This is a genomic window from Labedaea rhizosphaerae, assembly GCF_004362825.1.
In the GTDB taxonomy this organism is placed as follows: Bacteria; Actinomycetota; Actinomycetes; order Mycobacteriales; family Pseudonocardiaceae; genus Labedaea; species Labedaea rhizosphaerae.
The window spans coordinates 271,661-288,665 of the sequence record NZ_SNXZ01000005.1 but is presented as its reverse complement, the minus strand read 5'-3'; the positions used below and the strand labels follow the sequence as shown (position 1 = coordinate 288,665).

16 protein-coding genes are annotated in these 17,005 nt (G+C 70.1%); 8 read left to right on the top strand and 8 right to left on the bottom strand.

The window, feature by feature from the left end; translation table 11 throughout:
• Nucleotides 1-92 precede the first annotated feature (92 nt).
• Nucleotides 93-4,079 carry a type VII secretion protein EccCa gene (gene eccCa / locus EV186_RS27970; protein WP_166659370.1) on the bottom strand — a complete coding sequence of 1,329 codons (3,987 nt, stop codon included), beginning with the start codon at nucleotides 4,077-4,079 and terminating at the stop codon, nucleotides 93-95.
• Between the two features lie 193 nt (nucleotides 4,080-4,272).
• Here eccCa and EV186_RS27965 point away from each other — a divergent pair, with 193 nt between their 5' ends.
• The 5 genes from EV186_RS27965 (at nucleotide 4,273) to eccD (ending at nucleotide 7,661) form a co-directional block, all read left to right on the top strand.
• Nucleotides 4,273-4,587: a hypothetical protein gene (locus EV186_RS27965; protein WP_133852434.1), complete on the top strand. Its 315-nt coding sequence runs from the start codon at nucleotides 4,273-4,275 to the stop codon at nucleotides 4,585-4,587.
• 157 nt (nucleotides 4,588-4,744) lie between these two features.
• On the top strand, nucleotides 4,745-5,332 hold the full coding sequence (locus EV186_RS39095) for a hypothetical protein (RefSeq protein ID WP_166659369.1): 588 nt from the start codon (nucleotides 4,745-4,747) through the stop codon (nucleotides 5,330-5,332).
• 16 nt (nucleotides 5,333-5,348) lie between these two features.
• Complete coding sequence (locus EV186_RS27955; RefSeq protein ID WP_133852433.1) at nucleotides 5,349-5,912, top strand: WXG100 family type VII secretion target; 564 nt, start codon at nucleotides 5,349-5,351, stop codon at nucleotides 5,910-5,912.
• Between the two features lie 41 nt (nucleotides 5,913-5,953).
• Complete coding sequence (locus tag EV186_RS27950) at nucleotides 5,954-6,277, top strand: YbaB/EbfC family nucleoid-associated protein (RefSeq protein WP_133852616.1); 324 nt, start codon at nucleotides 5,954-5,956, stop codon at nucleotides 6,275-6,277.
• A gap of 37 nt (nucleotides 6,278-6,314) precedes the next feature.
• Nucleotides 6,315-7,661 (top strand): type VII secretion integral membrane protein EccD, encoded by a 1,347-nt coding sequence (eccD, locus tag EV186_RS27945; protein ID WP_243754323.1) that lies wholly within the window; start codon nucleotides 6,315-6,317, stop codon nucleotides 7,659-7,661.
• Here eccD and EV186_RS27940 read toward each other — a convergent pair.
• On the bottom strand, nucleotides 7,629-8,903 hold the full coding sequence (locus EV186_RS27940) for an FAD-binding oxidoreductase (RefSeq protein WP_133852431.1): 1,275 nt from the start codon (nucleotides 8,901-8,903) through the stop codon (nucleotides 7,629-7,631). The genes eccD and EV186_RS27940 overlap by 33 nt on opposite strands.
• An 87-nt stretch (nucleotides 8,904-8,990) precedes the next feature.
• Here EV186_RS27940 and EV186_RS27935 point away from each other — a divergent pair, with 87 nt between their 5' ends.
• Nucleotides 8,991-9,653, top strand: a complete 663-nt coding sequence (locus EV186_RS27935) for a TetR/AcrR family transcriptional regulator (protein ID WP_133852430.1) — start codon at nucleotides 8,991-8,993, stop codon at nucleotides 9,651-9,653.
• Between the two features lie 83 nt (nucleotides 9,654-9,736).
• Nucleotides 9,737-10,651 carry a glycoside hydrolase family 64 protein gene (locus EV186_RS27930; RefSeq protein ID WP_133852429.1) on the top strand — a complete coding sequence of 305 codons (915 nt, stop codon included), beginning with the start codon at nucleotides 9,737-9,739 and terminating at the stop codon, nucleotides 10,649-10,651.
• 63 nt (nucleotides 10,652-10,714) lie between these two features.
• Here EV186_RS27930 and EV186_RS27925 read toward each other — a convergent pair whose 3' ends face one another.
• The 3 genes from EV186_RS27925 to EV186_RS27915 all read right to left on the bottom strand — a co-directional run bounded on the left by EV186_RS27925 (nucleotide 10,715) and on the right by EV186_RS27915 (nucleotide 14,658).
• Entirely contained in the window at nucleotides 10,715-11,731 is a 1,017-nt protein-coding gene (locus EV186_RS27925; RefSeq protein ID WP_243754322.1) for a GGDEF domain-containing protein, read from the bottom strand.
• A gap of 479 nt (nucleotides 11,732-12,210) precedes the next feature.
• Nucleotides 12,211-13,554, bottom strand: a complete 1,344-nt coding sequence (locus EV186_RS27920; RefSeq protein WP_133852428.1) for an MFS transporter — start codon at nucleotides 13,552-13,554, stop codon at nucleotides 12,211-12,213.
• Nucleotides 13,555-13,737: 183 nt separating this feature from the next.
• Nucleotides 13,738-14,658 carry a hypothetical protein gene (locus EV186_RS27915; RefSeq protein ID WP_133852427.1) on the bottom strand — a complete coding sequence of 307 codons (921 nt, stop codon included), beginning with the start codon at nucleotides 14,656-14,658 and terminating at the stop codon, nucleotides 13,738-13,740.
• Between the two features lie 155 nt (nucleotides 14,659-14,813).
• Here EV186_RS27915 and EV186_RS27910 point away from each other — a divergent pair, with 155 nt between their 5' ends.
• The gene (locus tag EV186_RS27910) at nucleotides 14,814-15,389 is read left to right on the top strand and encodes an NlpC/P60 family protein (RefSeq protein WP_243754321.1); all 576 of its coding nucleotides are present in this window, start codon (nucleotides 14,814-14,816) and stop codon (nucleotides 15,387-15,389) included.
• Between the two features lie 4 nt (nucleotides 15,390-15,393).
• Here the strand turns inward: EV186_RS27910 and EV186_RS27905 are convergent, their stop codons facing one another.
• The 3 genes from EV186_RS27905 to EV186_RS27895 are packed head-to-tail and all read right to left on the bottom strand — an operon-like array spanning nucleotide 15,394 to nucleotide 16,951.
• Nucleotides 15,394-15,819 carry a Fur family transcriptional regulator gene (locus EV186_RS27905; protein ID WP_133852426.1) on the bottom strand — a complete coding sequence of 142 codons (426 nt, stop codon included), beginning with the start codon at nucleotides 15,817-15,819 and terminating at the stop codon, nucleotides 15,394-15,396.
• A gap of 32 nt (nucleotides 15,820-15,851) precedes the next feature.
• A complete protein-coding gene (locus EV186_RS27900) occupies nucleotides 15,852-16,217 on the bottom strand; it encodes a DUF952 domain-containing protein (protein ID WP_133852425.1) in 366 nt (121 codons plus the stop codon).
• A 14-nt stretch (nucleotides 16,218-16,231) separates the two neighbouring features.
• Complete coding sequence (locus EV186_RS27895) at nucleotides 16,232-16,951, bottom strand: PH domain-containing protein (protein WP_166659368.1); 720 nt, start codon at nucleotides 16,949-16,951, stop codon at nucleotides 16,232-16,234.
• Between the last annotated feature and the right edge of the window lie 54 nt (nucleotides 16,952-17,005).

The window sequence follows — 17,005 nt, the reverse complement described above, 5'->3', positions numbered from 1 at the left end:
CTCCTTCCGCGACCAACGTTATGGGGCGGGGTGGTCCCGCCAAACGGCACAACTGCCCAACCTGACGTCGGCGTTTTTACCCACACGCGCTCCTATTCCGCCGGTGGCGACCAGGTGACCTGGACCAGTTGGGGACCGGTGCGACGGCGGACGAGCGTGCCGCGGCCGGGTGGCTGGGCGCTGGGTCGCACGTCGCCGAGCAACGCGCCTTCGTCGCGGTCACCGGACATCACGATGCCCGGCGAGCCGAGTTCGCGGATGCGTTGGATGACCGGGTCGAACATCGCCCGTGACGCGCCGCCGCTGCCCCGGCTGATGACCAGGTGCAGGCCGATGTCGCGGGCGTGCGGCAGGTAGTCCAGCAACGGTGCGAGCGGGTGCACCATCTTGCCCGGCGACGCCACGAGTTCGTAGTCGTCGACGATCAGGAAGAGCTCGCGCCCGGTCCACCAGTCGCGCCTGCGCAGTTGTTCGGGCGTCACGTCCGGTCCGGGCAGCCGGTCGCGCATCGCCGTGGCCACCTGCATCACGAAGTCCTCGAGCACCGGCTCGGAACCCGCGTAGCCGAGCAGGTGCTCGCCCTCCACCGCGCCGAGCAGCCCGCGCCGGTAGTCGACGAGGATGATCCGCGCCTCGGCCGGGGTGTACTTGCGCGTGATGCCTTGCGCGATCGCCCGCAGCAGCGCGGTCTTCCCGGATTCCACGTCGGCGAAGGCGAGGAAGTGCGGATCGGTGGTGAAGTCGAGGTACACCGGCTTCAGATCCGATTCGGCGATGCCCAGCGGGATCAGCTTGCCCGGCCGCTCCCACGCGCCGTTGAGCGACTCGACGGGCAGCTCGCGCGGCAGCAGGCGCATCGGCGGGGCCGGCTTGCCCTTCCACGCCTCGGTCACCCTGCGGACCAGGTCCTGCGTGCCCGCGTTGAGCGTCTCGACGTCCTGGTCGCCGTCGATGCGGGACAGCACACCGAGCATGTGCAGCTTGCTGACCGTGATGCCGCGGCCCGGCCGGTCCTTCGGCACGTTCATCGCGACCCGCCGGTCGATCATCGAGTCGCTCGGGTCACCGAGGCGCAGCTCGATCTTCGTGCCCATGGCGTCGCGCAACGGCGTCGGCGTGTTCAGCCACCACGTGGTCGAGATGATCACGTGGATGCCGAAGCCGAGGCCGCGTGTGGCGATGTTGGTGATGCTCGCCTCGAGGAACTCGTACTGCTGGCGCACCGTCGCCCAGTCGTCGATCACCAGGAACACGTCGCCGAACTCGCGGCCCTCCGGGTCCATCGCGGCGAACTTGGCCCGCTGCTGGCGGAACGTGGTGATCGAGTCGATGCCGTGCGCGGCGAAGAGTTCCTCACGCTGGTTGAGCAGCGTGGCCACCTCGGCCACCACGCGGCGGCAGCGCTCGGCGTCGCGGCGCACCGCGTAGCCGCTGACGTGGGGGAGCGGGGCGACGCCACCCAAGGCGCCACCACCCATGTCCAGCAGGAAGAACTGGACTTCCTGCGGCGTGTGCGTCAGCGCGAGCGAGGCCACCATGCCGCGCAGGAACGTGCTCTTGCCGCTCTGTGGCGCACCGATCAGCATGACGTGCCCACCCGCGCCGGTCAGGTCGAACCAGAGCTGGTCACGCTTCTGCTCGAACGGCTTGTCCACGATCGCGACCGGCACGACGAGCTTCCCGTTGCCCTGCCAGTCCTTCGGGCACAGCCCACGCTCGGGGTGCACGTGCAGCTTCGGCAGCAACTGGTCCAGCGTCGGCGGCTCCTTCAGCGGCGGCAACCAGATCTGGTGCGCCGGCGGGCCCTTGCCGATCAGGCGGTCGAGCATCGCGCTCATGATCGTCTCGCCGGTGCCGGTCACGTCGCCCCACTTGTGCTCGGGCGGGAGCTCCGGCGGCGGGTTCGGGTCGTCGACCTTGACCAGCGTGAACGGCAGCACCTGGCGGCCGGGCGCCGCCTGCGGGCCGGGACCGTTTGTGCGCGGCGGGAGCTCACCGGAGACGTACGCGGTCTTCAAGCGCCGCAACGTGTCCGTGTCGGTCTTCAGGTAGGCCGAGCCGGGCACGGCGGGCAGGTGGTAGGCGTCGGGCACGCCGAGCACGGCGCGGCTCTCCGACGCGGAGAAGGTGCGCAGGCCGATCCGGTAGGACAGGTGCGCCTCGAGACCACGCAACCGGCCTTCCTCCAACCGTTGCGAGGCAAGCAGGAGGTGGACGGCCAGCGACCGGCCCAGGCGGCCGATCTGCACGAACAGGTCGATGAACTCCGGGCGTGCGGTGAGCAGCTCGCTGAACTCGTCGATGATCACCAGCAGCGACGGCAGCGGCTGCAGGTCCGCGCCGGTCTCGCGGGCGCGTTCGTAGTCGCGCACGGAGGCGAAGTTCCCGGCCGCGCGCAGGAGTTCCTGGCGGCGCACCAGTTCGCCGTTGATGGCGTCGGCCATGCGGTCGACGAGCGCGAGGTCCTCGGACAGGTTCGTGATCACCGCGCAGGTGTGCGGCAGGTCGGTCATGCCCGCGAACGTCGCGCCACCCTTGAAGTCGATGAGCGCGAGGTTGATCGACTCCGAGGAGTGGGTGACCACGAGGCCGCACACGAGCGTGCGCAGCAGCTCGCTCTTGCCGGAACCGGTCGCGCCGATGGCCAGGCCGTGGGGGCCCATGCCGCCTTCGGCGGACTCCTTGAGGTCCAGCTCCACCGGCTGGCCCTGCGGGTCGAGGCCGAGCGGGGTGCGCAGGCGTTCGCGCGGGGTGCGGGGCCGCCACGTCACGGCCGGGTCGGTGTCGCGGGGGTCGCCGAGCCCGAGCAACAGCGCGAGGCCGAAGGTGTTGGCCAGCGGGTTCTCCCGGACGATCACGCCGTCACGGTGATACGGCGCCAGTTCGCGGGCGAGGGCGACCGCGGGCAGCGGGTCGAGCTGGTCGGGTACGCCGAGGTAGGCGAAGCCGGCCGACTCGCCGTTCTCCACCAGCATGCCGAGGCGCCCGTCGGACAGGTGCAGGGCCAGTTCGCCCGGCTTGACCGTCGGGGGCGGCGCGTCGGTCATCTCCAGCACGGTCACGCCGTGCAGGCCCGTGTCGCGCGGGATCCGGCTGGACCCGTTGGTGCGCCCGCCGTCCACGATGATCAGCAGCTGCGGCTGGTCGAAGCCCATGCCGCCGCGGCGGGTGAACGCGGGCCGGTCGCCGAGGTCGCCGCCGAACATCTCGGCCAACTCGTCGAGGTCGCCGGACAGGTGCCGGACCGGGCCGACGGCGTCGGCCTCGGTGGCCGATGCCGCGTGCGGCAGCCACTTCGTCCACTCCCAGTCGTCGCGGCGGTCGGCGGCGACGCAGAGCCCGAGCAACAGGTCGCCGGGGGCGTGGAAGACCGCGGCCTGCCCGATCAACGCGCGCACCAGGGCGAGCGCCTGCGGTCGCGGCCCGCTGACGTCGATGAACGCGAACGCACGCAGCGAGATCGCCACCGGCAGGTCGGGCACCGTGGAGTACGCGCGGATGAAGTGGCGCAGGGCGGTCGAGGACACCGGGTCGAGGTCTTCCAGCGGGGCGGTCTGCGGCATCCGCAACGGCGTCGCGAGCCGCTGCGGCCCGACGCCGACGCGCAGCTGGCCGAAGTCCTGGTCGGAGCGGCGCCGCTCGAACAGCCGCCCGGTGTGCACGTAGGTCCAGAGGTCGTGCGGCTCAGGCTGGTCGAAGACGAGGGCGCTGCGCTGCTGGGTCGCGGTGTCGTGCACCTGCTTGCGCAGCCCCGCCAGGTAGCGCTGGTAGTCGCGGCGCTCCTCGTTGATCTTCGCCTTGGACGCGTGCCGGCCGCCGACCAGCATCATCAGCACCATGCCGACCATGACGACCAGGAACAGCCCGCCGAACAGGTAGGTCATGACGCCGCCGGAGCGTCCGATGTAGACGAACGACATGCCGCCCATGCCGAGCATCATCGGGATCATGAACAGCATCGGCATCATCGACTGCATGCCGCCGCTGCCCTTGGCCGTGACCGGCGGGGACTCCAGCATCAGCTCGCCGGAGGGCATCTCGGGGCCGGGCACCCTGCGTTGGCGGACGGAGGCGGTCATCGGCCCATTCTGGGCAGTACTGCCGTGCCGCACGTGGGCACTTTTGCCGTCGTCCGATCGTCCCTTCGCTGTCTCACAGGTCAAGGCGGTCGTCGCCGTGGTCGGGGCGGCGCGTCAGGTGGGTACTTTTGCCGTCCGCCGACCGAGGTGCGCCTCCCTAATCTGGGCTTCGACGCCGGCGGAAGGGAGTGAGATGTCCGGGTACTCGGTCGACATCGACCTGTTGCGCGCGGCCTCCGCCGACCTCGACGAGCGGCTGGGCCGGGTGGGTGACCTGGTGCGCGAGATCGATTCGCTCGGCGTGCCGACGCGGTCGTTCGGTGGCATCGGCCAGTCGGTGGCCTCGACCTATTCGGGTCTGCACCAGCGCAAGGTCGCCGCGCTCGAGTCGATCATCGCCCGGCTGCGGGACGCCGGCTGGATGACCTCGGCGGTGGCCGACATGTACCAGGTGCGGGACAACGCCACCGCGGACGCGCTCGCGAGATTCGGGCAGGAGCTGGCATGACATCCCCTGTGCCAACCTCAGAATCGAGCTCAGACTGCGGGGCTGTCAGCCGCACCTCAGGGGAACGTGACGCAGCTCAGCCACGACCACGGGACCAACCGGAACTGTCCGCGCTCAACGCTACCGGCGGAGAGAAACTCGGGGAGGCGGGCCAGCCATGAGCACCCCTGCCATGACGATGCCGGTGCCGTACACGCCGCTCTACATCGGCCTCGCGCAGTTCGTCGCGAACCAGCTCGGCGCGATCGCCGAGAGCGACCCCGACGACATCAGCCATCGCGCCGATCAGCTGTCGCAGAAGGGCAACGACCTGCGCGCGCTGGTGCAGGAGTGCCAGCAGGCGCTCGGCGCGGCCTACGGCTCGGACGCGTGGAGCGGCTCGGCCGCCGACTCCAGCCGCGGGCTGATCACCGCGCTGCTGCAGCAGCTCTCGCAGCGCGCGGACAAGGCCGAGGAAGAAGCCCAGACGCTGCGGGCGATCGCCAAGCTGCTCAAGACCGCGCAGGACTACTACACCAAGCAGGCGACGCTCGCCGAGAAGATCGTCAGCTCGCTGCTGCAGAGCCCGTTCTCCCGGCCGCTGGCCCAGATGATGGCCGTCGCGATGGGCATGCAGCTGGCCCGGATGATGAACCGCTTCGAGCAGGCGCTCTCGGCGTTGGGCGCCAACCAACTGACGCCGCTGTGGAACGACGCGGACCAGGTGGCCGCTCAGTCGTTCGGATACTCGTACCCATCTATGTGATGACGGAGGTTTGACGATGAGTGGCCCGGGACCGATCTTCCAAGCCACGGCGCAGTTGCTGGCGACGGCGCTCGAGAACGTCACCGGCAGCCCGTCGGAGCTGCGCAGCAAGGCACAGGAGTGCCAGCAGTGCGCCAACGACGTGGACAGCGCGGCCAACGACACCAAGCAGATCGTGATCAACCTCGGTCAGGGCTGGAACGGCGCGGCCTACGACGCGGCCAAGCAGTCCACCGACCAGCTCGTGCAGGAGCTGATCAACGTTCTCAAGCAGAACCTGCAGCAGGAGGCGCAGCGGCTGAACTCCTCCGCCGACGCCCTGACCCAGGCCCAGCAGAACGTCAACCAGGAACAGAACGACTTCCAGCAGATGGCCCAGCAGATCATGCAGATCATGCAGGCCATGATCCAGGCGGCGCAGGGCAGCCCGAACGCGGCGATGCTGATCGCCATGGCCATCATGCAGGCGGTCATGAAGGCGATGCAGTTGAAGTCGCAGAAGCAGAACTCCGCCAACCAGATCCAGAACAACCTGAGCAACACCTTGACTTCCCTCTACAGTCAGGCGAACGCTCACTGACCCACCAAGATCGGCAGCGGCACGGGAGACAGGCACCCCACATGACAGACATCGAGGTTCCCGACTCGCAGACGCTGATGGCGGAGTTGCGCCAGCAGCAGGAGGCGGTCGCGCAGTTGCGCGCCAGCATCGACGCGCTCGTGGTGAAGGGTTTCTCACGGGCGAACGAGGTCACGGTGACCGTGCGCGGCACCGGCAAGGTCGCCGAGATCTCGATCGACCCCGCGCTGCCGCGGCGCTACGACGCGCACGACCTCGGCGGCATCATCACCGAGGCGGTCAACGACGCGCTGGCGAAGCTCGCGGCCGCGACGAGCGCGCGGTTCGCGCCGCTGCTCGAAGGCGTGCCGAAGATGACGGCCTGACGACGGTCCTATGTCGACACCACGCAGGGTCACGGTGGTGGCCCCACGCGCCCGGATGGATGTGGGGCTCCCGCTGGAGTGCACCGTCGCCGAACTGGTGCCACAGCTGGTGCGGATGGCGGGCGCGCCCGCGCACCCGACCGCGGACAGTTCTGGGTGGGTGCTGTCCAGGGTCGGTGAGCAGCCGCTCTCGCCCGGGTTGACGGTGTCCGCGGCGTCGTTGCGCGACGGCGAGGTCCTCAACCTGCGGCCGCGCCCGAAGTACGAGGCGCCGCTGCTGTTCGACGACGTCGTGGACGCGATCGCCAGCGCCGCGCAGTCCCGCCGGGGCGCGTGGCGGCCGCGGGTGGGCCGGCGGCTCGGCGTCGGCGCCGCGGTGGCTCTGGTCATCGGGGCCGCGTTGTTCCTCGTCGCCGCATGGGAAGGCACGTCGCGTCTGGCCATCGGCGCGGGGGTGCTGGCGATCTGCCTGCTGGTCGTGGGCGGGGCGCTGGAACGCGCGCTGGGCGATCCGGGCGCCGCGAGCGCGTGTTGTGGCGGCGGGCTCTTCGTCGCGTTCCTGGCCGGGACGAGCGCTTTGCCCCCGCACACCGTGTGGCCGCTCGAAGTGGACTCCCTCGCCGTCGGGTTCGGTGTGGTGACGGTCTACGGCGCGGTCGCGGCCATGGTGGTGGTGCACCGGCTGGCGTGGTTCGCCGCGGCTGCCGCCGCGGCCGCCGGCGGTGCGTTGATCACCTCGTCGGTGTTGTTGTTCGACGCCGAACTGGCGCACGCGGTGACCATCGCGACGGTCGTGGTGACGGCGCTGACCGCGATGGCACCGATGATTTCCTTGCGGCTGGCCAGGATTCCGCTGCCGCACGTGCCCGCGGACATGGAATCGTTCCGCGAGGACGAGCAGCCCGCGCTCGGGTCCGAGGTGCTCGGGGTCACCTCGATGGCCGCCCAGATCCTGACCGGCCTGGTGACCGCGCTGGGCTCGATCGCCATCGGCTGCTGCGCCGTGCTGCTGGCCCAGCCGGGGTGGTTCTGGCTGTACGTCCTCATCGGACTCGTCGGCCTGGCGTGGATCCTGCGGTCGCGGTCCTACGCCGGTGCCGCCCAGCGCGTCGCCCCGGTCGTGGTCGGCCTGGTGATCCTGACCGGCCTCGGCACCCGGATGGCCATCACCCTGGACACCGACTGGCTGATCGTCGGAGCGGCGCTGCTTGTGCTCGCCGCCGCGCTCTGCCTGTTCTACGCGAGCCGTGTGGTGCGCAACGTGCACTCGCCGTTCCGCGCTCGCTGGCTCGACTGGTTGGAATACCTCGTGCTGATCGCGTTCGTCCCGGTCGGCGGCGCCGTCCTGGGGCTATACAACGGAGTGCGCGACGCGGTGAGCTGAGCTCGCCGGCGCGGGCTCGATGGTGTGGTGCGGCGTGAAGACCAGGTCGGGGTCGTAGCGCCGCTTCGCCGCGCGCAGCCGGGCGAAGTCATCCACTGTGTACGCCGACGCCGTCTTGCTGGTGTCGTGCAAGAAGTTCAGGAACGACTTGCCCGTGGCGTGCCGGCGCAACCGTGCCACGACGTCCGGCGAACCGTGGATCGTCAACGAGAACGGTGTGTCCCGGTGGCCGACCGGTCCGGCGTCCGCGGCCGGGCGGCCCATCGCGCCACCCCAGTAGCGCAGCTCGATCCCGACGGCGGGGGAGCGCAGGATCTCCGCGATCGCGTCGTCGGGCACCGTGTCCAGCAGTTCGAACCCGAGCGGCGCCGTGCCACCGAGGGTGCCGGAGTCGGCGTAGGTCATCGACTCGTAGCCGCCGCTGACCTGCTCACCGGTCACCCGTGACAACGGTCGCAGCGCGCGCTCCGCGGCTTCGGCGTCGCCCGCGTAGCAGACCCGCACGGCCACGCTGTCCGCCGAGACGACGATGGCGGTGGTCAGCTCGTCGGGCTGGGCCGGCGCCCAGTCGCGGTAGAACGCGAGCACCTCGGCCGCACGCTCGCGCGGGAAGTGCGCGGTGCCACCGTAGATCCGCGGCACCGGGTGCAGCCGGAACTCCAGCGACGTCGCGACCATGAAGTTGCCGCTGCCGCCGCGGATGGCCCAGAACAGCTCCGGGTCACGGTCGGCGGTGACCACGATGCGCTCGCCGTCGGCGTCGACACCCTCGACGCGCAGCAGGCTGTCCGCCGCGTAGCCGTGGCGCCGGGAAAGCCAGCTCATCCCGCCGCCGAAGGTGTACCCGGCCACGCCGACCGACGGGGACGTGCCCGAGAGCGGCGCCAGCCCGAACGGCGTGGCCGCGGCGATCACGTCACTCCACCGGGTACCGGCACCGACCCGGGCCACCCGGCGGTCCGGGTCGACGAGCACCGAGGTCAGCCGGCCGGTCTTGACCAGCACGGCGTCGTCGGCCGCGGTCAGGGTGCCGTGCCCGGTGCCCTGCACGGCGAAGCGCAGGTCGTGCTCGCGTGCGGCGAGGACGGCGCGGCGCACGTCCTCAGCGTTGGCGGCTTCCACGACGTAGGCGGGCTTGGCGTCCACCGCCGGGCTGAAGGCGGCGCGCTGCTCGTCGTACGCGGGCTCGCCGGGGCGGTGCACCGGGCCGGTGAAGTGGCGGTTGAAGTTCTCGGTGGTCATCGCGAACGCCTCCCAGGCTGGTGTCTCACTAAATTTAGAGCCACCATAAGTTTGGTGCAGCGCTAAGTCAAGTGTTACTCTAAGAACATGGCAACGGAGCTGGGGCTGCGCGCACGCAAGAAGCAGCAGACGCGCCGGCGGATCGTCGCGGCGGCCATCGAGCTGTTCGCCGACCGCGGCTTCGACCGGGTGCCGGTGGCCGAGGTGGCCCGGCACGCCGAGGTCTCCGAGGCGACGGTGTTCAACTACTTCGCCACCAAGGAAGACCTCGTCTACGACGGCATGGAGGAGTTCGAGCGCTCGCTGCTCGACGCGTTGCGTTCACGACCGGCCGGGACCCCGGTGCTCGCGGCGTTCCGCGAGTTCGTGCTGCAGCCCCGGGGTGCCATCGCCACGGGGGACCCGGAGGCGATGGCGGGCATCGCCACGGTCGCCCGGATCACCGCGGAGAGCGCGAGCCTGCAGGCCCGTGAGCGGCAGACGTTCGAGCGGTACACCGCGGCGCTGGCCGCGTTGCTGACCGAGGAAACCGGTGCGGGGCAAGAGGATCTGCGGCCGTTCGTGGTGGCCAACGCGATGATGGGGGTCAACCGGGCCATGAAGGAGTTCGTGCAGCGGCAGGCCACGGCCGGGCGCACCGGCCCGCAGGTGGGGGCCGACACGCTGGCGGTGGGGGAGCAGGCCCTCGAGTTGCTGGAACGCGGACTCGCCGGATATCCGGGCGATCACGTTGCCCGTCCGGGAAAGTAGCCGCGGCAGGCCTTGACGCGTCGTGACGGCGGTGCGAAACCTTGGCTGGGCAAGGGAATTTGCCGTCTCGTCGGGGAGAGAGCATGTCCGTCAAACGTTTCGCGGTCGTCGTGGCCGCGGTGGGTGTCGTGCTGGCCGGGGTTTCCGGGCCGGCCCAGGCGTCGGCCCGGGGCACCACGCCACCGGAGGACTTTTGGGGTGACACCGGATCCATCCCGCCGGCCCAGAACGTCCTGACCGTCAAGGTCCTGAACCGCACCAACGGTCAGTACCCGGACGACCAGGTGTACTGGAGCTTCGGCGGCCAGACCCATTCCATCGCCGAACAGCCCACTGTGGACATGGGCGCGAACTCGGCCGGGCGCATGTACTTCCACCTGGGCTCGCCGGACAGCCAGTACCAGGACTTCATCGAGTTCACCGTGGGCGACGACGTGTTCAACGGCAACCAGACCCGGGTGGACGGGTTCGGGTTGAAGCTGGCCATGCGGCTGCACGCCCACGACGGGTACGACGTGCAGGTCGGCGACGGTTACGAGTTGTTCCAGGAGAACCGGGAGGCCACCTTCGCCCGCTTCCGCAACGAGGTGCCGGCCGAGTTCCAGGGGCTCGCCGCGGATCCGGTCCGGATCCCGTCGCCGGGCAACTCACCGGACTTCCGCGACGGTGGGCAGTACGCCGGCTACTTCACCGCGTACGCGCAATCGGTGGGGGTGACCGAGTCGACGGCCAACATCACCGGGTGTGCGGGATCGTTGGCGCAGAACGCCAACCTGTGCGCGGCGTTGAACCGCCACACCGCGCAGTTGCCGCAGGACCAGCAGCAGGACCCGGCCAACTTCTACCAGGACGCGCCGGCGAACTACTACGCCAAGTTCTGGCACGACCACGGGATCGGCGACAAGGCCTACGGCTTCCCGTACGACGATGTCGCCGGGCAGTCTTCCTTCGTGTCCCACGGCGATCCGCAGTGGCTCGAGGTGGCCGTCGGCTGGTGAGCCGGCTCGGCTGATGGCGGTCGCATCCAGGGCGTCGGGCGTCCTGGATGCGGCTGCTCGTCGCTAGGACGCCTGCGACGTGGGCGTGTGCACGACGCGGTTGCGGCCCGCGGCCTTGGCCCGGTACAGCGCGGCATCCGCCGCGTCGAGCAGGCGCTGCAGGGCCGTGCCCGCGGTCGGGTACATGGCCGTCCCGATCGAGACCGAGAGGCTGTTCAGCACCGTGTTCGAGTCGAGCTCGAGTTCGATGTCGTCCACGGCCTTGCGGATGCGTTCGGCCACCACGTGGATGTCGGCGTGGGAGATGTCGGGCAGCAGCACGACGAACTCCTCGCCACCGAAGCGGCCGACCGCGTCGTTGTGGTCGCGAACCGTGGCTTGGATCGTGCTCGCGACCGCCTTGAGCACCAGGTCGCCGTTGAGGTGGCCGAAGGTGTCGTTGATCGACTTGAAGTGGTCGAGGTCGACCATCAGCACCCCGAACGACGTGCTCTCGCGTTCGGCGCGGGCCAGCACCCGCTCGGCCAGGCTGTGCCAGCCGACCAGGTTGAAGGCGCCGGTCTTGGCGTCGCGCTTGGCCGCGGCCTCCAGCTGCCGGACCAGGACGGCGCGGTGCAGGATCAGCAGCGGCGGGATCACCAGCAGCGCCAGGCCGGGCTGGCTCGCCAGGGCCAGGGCGTTCAGCGTGCCCAGGCAGAGGGTCGCGAACTCGAGGGCGTTGTCGGCCCAGCCGCCGAAGAGGTCGACCAGGGTGCGGCCGATGCGGTCACGGGCCGGGAGCACCAGCAAGGCGTTGACGACGAAGTAGACGACCAGGGCCAGCACGACCGTCGCGGTGCCGGTCCAACCGCGGTCGATCGCCGTCACGAGATCGGGCGCGCCGCCCACGCACATGACCAGTGCCGCCGTGTAGCAGCACAGCATGATGATGCAGGCGTTGCTCACCGTGCGGAAAGCGGGCACGCGCTGCAACCGATACCAGCTTCGAATGGCCAGGTGTGCGTAAAGTATCGCGGTGAGTGCCGCGGCGAATGCGGGCGGTAGCAATAGCACGCCGGCCAGCGTCCAAACGGACGTCATGTTGATATGTGCGCTACCGGAAACGCGCCGACGAACGCGTTCCACCTGACGGCTCAGTTCCGCTTGCAGCAAACCGAGTCCGGCCAGTGCACCCAACATGCCCAAGTCGTGCGCGGTCGGAGTATCGGCCTTCCACCAGGCAACTGTGGTGAAGATCGCCACCAACTCGGTGACCAGGCAATACGCGATTACCCGGGGCCGCTGGCGCCAAAGCGCCCAGTCCGCGGGGTGTCGTACCGCCCCAAGAAATGCCACAGTCGTTGCCCTAGATTGATGTTCTGCGCCCATACTCTTCGGTGTGCCCACTACGGCTGCGCAGGCGGTGGGTGCCAGCGCCAGGGAGGTCCGCCATGAGCAACCGTGACAACTGATACCGCCATTGCCGTCATGGTCAATGACAGTATGCTCACCATCCAATCAGACCCGCCATAGCCGCGATGGGAGGCCCGCTGTGCGCAACCGCGACAACTGACGTCCACCTAGGCCTCCGATGTGTCGGCGGATGAGCCGCGCGCCCGGTTCCACGCCACGGCGATGGGAACAGCGACGAGTGCACCCGCCGCACCGGCCGCGGCGATGGCATGGGCCGGGCCGATCGCGTCCGCGAGCAACCCCGCCACGAGCGCGCCGAGGCCCTGGACGGTGATCAGGCCCGCGGAGTTCAGTCCCGAGCCTTGCGCACGCTGGTTGTTCGGCAGCCGCCGGACGAAGTTGACGGTGCCCTGGATGTTGTACCCCGTCGCCAGCAGGCCCGACAGGGCGAAGAAGAGCATTCCCGTGACGAGTCCAGGCCACAGTAGACACAGGATCAGGGGGATACCGGCCAGGATCCCGAGCACGCCCAGGCCGCGGACCTGGACCGGCTCGGGGATCCACCGGCGACCGAAGATCCAGGCCCCGATCACGCTGCCGATCGGGTCGGCGGCCATGAGCCAGCCGACCGCGGCGCCGGTGCCCGCGCCGATCGCGTTCGCGTACGGCGCCGCGAGCGCCTCCGGCACGACGTAGAACCCGGCAAGCCAGTTCAGCGCCACGAGCGCGCGCAGCGCCGGATCCCGCCACACGAGGCGCGCTCCGGCGCCGGTTCGGTACAGGAACGCGCGCACCCCCGTGGCCCGGTCCTCCTCCGCTTCCGTCACGGCCGCCGGCCGCTCCCGGACCCCGAAGCGGATCAACAACGCCGACACCACGAACGTGGCCGCGTCCAGCGCGAGCCCCGCCGTCGGGCTCACCGCGGCGACCAGGAGGCCACCGCCGGCGAAGGCCACCAGCTGCGCCGATTGGCTCGTGAGGTTGCGCAGCGCCATCCCGGTCAGGTACGCCTCGCCCTCGAGCACGTCGGGCAGCAGCGCTTGCTGGGCGGCCTTGAACGGCCCGAAGAACAAGGTCATGACCGCGACCAGCACGCACAGGACCCACAGCGGCATGCCCGGCACGATCATCAGCCCGACGAGCACCGCGCGGATCACGTCGGCGATCACCATGACGTCGCGGCGCGGGTACCGGTCACCCCAGCCGCCGAGCAGGATCCCGCCGAGCAGCGTGGGCACAAAGGTCAGCGCATAGGTCAGGCCGGTCAGCGCCGCCGATTCGGTGCGGTCGAACACCAGGATGGCCAGCGCCACCCGCGCGAGCTGGTCGCCGAGCACCGACAGGACTTCTGCGGTCCACAGGGCGCGGAACTCCCGCACCTTGAGCACGCCGAGAAACGTCACCCCGCTCGCGGCTCGCGCCACCAACTCCCCCTCGTCCCCGCAGCTGTCCGCGGCGTCGGCGCACTGGCCGCGACCGACACCGCCGCTGGTCCCCCGTGACCGTCGCATGCGCACGAGCAGCGCGCACCTGGCTCAGAATATGTCACGGGCGGCATCGGAATCGAGGCTTTGCGTGACTAAGAGCCAGGTGTCGCGGCCCGGCGGTATCACCGAGGCGGGTGACCTTACGCCGTGCACTACGACTGACGGTTGATCGGCTTCGGCCGGAGCAAGACGAGTAGGCCGAACCGCCTAATGCGGCATACCCAGCCGTTGCATCGCGATGTTCGCGATGTCGCGCTGGTTGGCGTCCCACACGGAGTTGCTGAGCGCCCCGGTCATCCACTCGATCGGCCAGCTCTGCTGCCACGCGCGGCCTTCGCCCCAGCTCTCGATGGTGATGGTGCCGTCGGGGGCGAGCGCGCCGCGGCGCAGCACGAACCCGGGGGACAGGGTGTGGTCGGGCTGCGTGTAGTTGACGACCATGTCGGTGTACTTGCCCGGGTCCTGCGAGGGCACCACGTACGAGCTGACCTTGCTCGGGGCCCAGCCGAGGGCGTCGTTGGTGGCGCCGTCCGGGGTGGCCGCGTGGTGGTCGGAGTTCGGCACCGGGTTCTCGATCAGCGCCTGCTGGACCGCGTCGCGCCCGGTGTCCCACGGGATCTTCGTCGGCGTGTCGACGCTGTAGGTGTGGCTCGCGTCGAAGAAGCCGGGCGGGGTGTCGACGTTGAAGCCCTGGTGGTTGCCCGCGGTGTTGGGCAGGGTGAACGGCGACCAGTTCTTGTTGGTCGGCGTGATCAGGAAGCTGTCGTGGCCGTCGGTGTTGTGGATGATCTCCGCGCCCGGGATCGCCGCGCCCTGGACCTTCTGCTGGTCCGCCTTCTGCTCGTCGAAGGACTTCACGTCGGCGTCGCTGGAGCTCACGCCCCGGGTGAGCTCGTCGATCCGCTTGGCGTGCCGGTCCAGGTTCTGGGCGAGCTGCCGGATGGTGGTGTCGTGCGCCGAGGCGGCCGAGGGCGAGCCGGACACCTTGCCGAACGAGGTCCCCGCGACCTGGTGCGCGGTCACCGCGCCGCGGATCTTGGTCAGCGCCGAGGACTGCTGCGGCAGCCGGTTCGCGGCCAGTTGCAGCGCCTCGTGTTCGACGCGGAAACCCTGCTGCGCGTTCACCATGCGGCGAACGGTAGATCCGGTGCCCGGCCGTCCCAACGGCAGTTTTGCCCACATGCCCACATGCCCACATGCCCGGTGTCCGGAACCGGCAACGGCGCTGGCCGGGGTAGGGCATCCGCGTTGTGCTGAGCCGCGTCGTCTGCCACAACTTGCCCGTGAGTGGCGGAAAGGTGGTGGCGCCGGTGACCCAGGCGGCGGTGGACGCGGTGACCGGGTGGAAGAACTCCGTTGACGGCATTTACCAGCGGCAGGTCGAGGCCTTCGCGGCCGCGGCGCCGCCAGGCGACCGCAACGCGCGGGTGCAGGCGGCCATCGACCGGGCGAAGTCGCAACTGGGTGTGCCTTATGCATGGGGTGGCGGCAACGCCAACGGGCCCACGCGGGGCATCACCGACCACGGCGGCCCCGCGGACGCGCACGGGGACTTCAAGAAGATCGGGTTCGACTGCTCGGGGCTGATGGAGTACGCCTTCGCGGGCTCGGGCGCGAACGTGCACCGGCCGGCGGCGGCCGAGGCGGGACAGGGTCCGCACGTGCCGCTCGACCAGATCCAGCCGGGCGACATGGTCTTCTACGCCGGCGCGGGCGGGAAAGGCCACATCCACCACGTCGCGATGTACATCGGCAACGGGCAGATGATCGAGGCCCCGCAGTCGGGGCTGAACGTGCGCATCGTTCCCATGCGCCGCGACAACACCCTGGTCCAGTACGCCACGCGCCCGATCCCGTGAACCGCTAGTTGGCGGCCGCGCAGCTGGGGCACACGCCGCGGTAGACGACTTCGGCCTCGTCGATGGTGAAGCCCGCCGCGTTCGACGGGGTCAGGCAGGGCATGGTGTCGACCGCGCAGTCGATGTCCTCGACCGCGCCGCACGAGCGGCACACGATGTGGTGGTGGTTGTCGGCGATGCGGGCCTCGTAGCGCGCGACCGGGCCCGTGGGTTCGATGCGGCGCAGCAGGCCCGCCGTGGTGAGCGCCCGCAGCACGTCGTAGACCGCCTGCTGGGAGACGCCACCCAGATCCGCGCGCACCTGGCCGATGATCGACTCCGTGTCGGCGTGGGGGTGCTGGTGCACCGCGGACAGCACGGCCATGCGCGGCCGGGTCACCCGCAGGGACGCGCGGCGCAGCATCCGCTCGAAGTCCATCGTCGTTGGCACGCCGGGAAGTCTGCCGGATAAACTGGAACGAATCAAGATTGGCTGGCGGGCTGTCCCCGATCGTGGGTGGCCAGAGCGGGCGGCAACCGGAACGTGCCGTCGGGTGCCGGTGGGAACTCGTGCACCGCGACCACCGCCGCCGCCGGGATGGGCCCGTAGACGTGCGGGAACCAGACGCCGTCGGGTGACGGTGGATCGCCTGGCTCCCAGCGCAACGGCACGTCCAGCGCGGCCGGGTCGACCTGCAGGAGCAGCAGGTCCGTGCGCCCGGCGAACAGCCGCCCGGCGGGCAGGTGGACGGTCCCGTAGTCCGAGCAGTGCACGAACGCCGTTGGTGGCACCGGCCGGATGTCCTGACCGGGCCGGTATTCACCCCTCGGCACGATGTGCAAGATCACGACCAGCGACGTTACTAGGCCTGCCGCCGCCGGTGCCGCCAGACCAGCCCGAACGCGAACGTGAGCACGGCGAGCACCGCGGGCACGCCGAAGATGAACGGCTCCCCGAACGCGGTGTTCCCGTTTTGCGGCGCTTCGAGGATCGCCAGCGAGATGATCAGCGTCAGCACCATCGACACCATGCCGATGCCCAACGCCGCCAGGTAGATCGCGATCACCGGGATGGTCCGGGCCGCGCGCCGGTCCAGCTGCGCGAGTTCTTCGTGGCGCGGTCGCCAGTCCGGGCCGCGGCCGGCCTGCCACGCCTGCCGCAGCTCGGTCAGTTCCCGCGCGAGCGCGTCGGCGCCGCCGAGCCGCTTGTCGCTGATGTTCGACAGGACCACTCGCTTGAGGTCGCGGTCGTAGAGGATCACGTTGGGGAACGTCGCACGCGACATGGTAGTCCGGTCGGCCCGTTCGATCCGCAGTTCGGCGATGTCCGGCCAGCGGTACCGCTTCGCGCGCACCAGCGAGTGCACCACGATGCCGTCCTGGTCCACCGTGGTACGCGCACGGAGGACGGCGGCGATCAGCAGCCCGGCGAACAGCACGGCGCACCCGATGATGATCAGCTCACCGGTGCCGCCGACGTCCTCGTTGTGCGCCTTGAACAGCAGCCGCGCCACGCCGAGGGCGATGACGCCGAGCAGGACCGGCACGATCTGCCAGGGGGTCCGGTAGGTCCGCGGGGTCATGGGCCGATCGTGGCAGCGCCCGCCCGGCCGCGACCGTTGGTGACCGCTACCTGC

What these genes read in the sequence shown, in the direction of transcription:
- EV186_RS39095 (WP_166659369.1), top strand. Translation starts at nt 4,745, where the DNA reads ATGAGCACCCCTGCCATGACGATGCCGGTGCCGTACACGCCGCTCTAC.
- EV186_RS27965 (WP_133852434.1), top strand. Translation starts at nt 4,273, where the DNA reads ATGTCCGGGTACTCGGTCGACATCGACCTGTTGCGCGCGGCCTCCGCC.
- EV186_RS27955 (WP_133852433.1), top strand. Translation starts at nt 5,349, where the DNA reads ATGAGTGGCCCGGGACCGATCTTCCAAGCCACGGCGCAGTTGCTGGCG.
- EV186_RS27930 (WP_133852429.1), top strand. Translation starts at nt 9,737, where the DNA reads ATGTCCGTCAAACGTTTCGCGGTCGTCGTGGCCGCGGTGGGTGTCGTG.
- EV186_RS27935 (WP_133852430.1), top strand. Translation starts at nt 8,991, where the DNA reads ATGGCAACGGAGCTGGGGCTGCGCGCACGCAAGAAGCAGCAGACGCGC.
- EV186_RS27925 (WP_243754322.1), bottom strand. Translation starts at nt 11,731, where the DNA reads ATGACGTCCGTTTGGACGCTGGCCGGCGTGCTATTGCTACCGCCCGCA.
- eccCa (WP_166659370.1), bottom strand. Translation starts at nt 4,079, where the DNA reads ATGACCGCCTCCGTCCGCCAACGCAGGGTGCCCGGCCCCGAGATGCCC.
- EV186_RS27940 (WP_133852431.1), bottom strand. Translation starts at nt 8,903, where the DNA reads ATGACCACCGAGAACTTCAACCGCCACTTCACCGGCCCGGTGCACCGC.
- EV186_RS27895 (WP_166659368.1), bottom strand. Translation starts at nt 16,951, where the DNA reads ATGACCCCGCGGACCTACCGGACCCCCTGGCAGATCGTGCCGGTCCTG.
- EV186_RS27915 (WP_133852427.1), bottom strand. Translation starts at nt 14,658, where the DNA reads ATGGTGAACGCGCAGCAGGGTTTCCGCGTCGAACACGAGGCGCTGCAA.
- EV186_RS27920 (WP_133852428.1), bottom strand. Translation starts at nt 13,554, where the DNA reads ATGCGACGGTCACGGGGGACCAGCGGCGGTGTCGGTCGCGGCCAGTGC.
- EV186_RS27950 (WP_133852616.1), top strand. Translation starts at nt 5,954, where the DNA reads ATGACAGACATCGAGGTTCCCGACTCGCAGACGCTGATGGCGGAGTTG.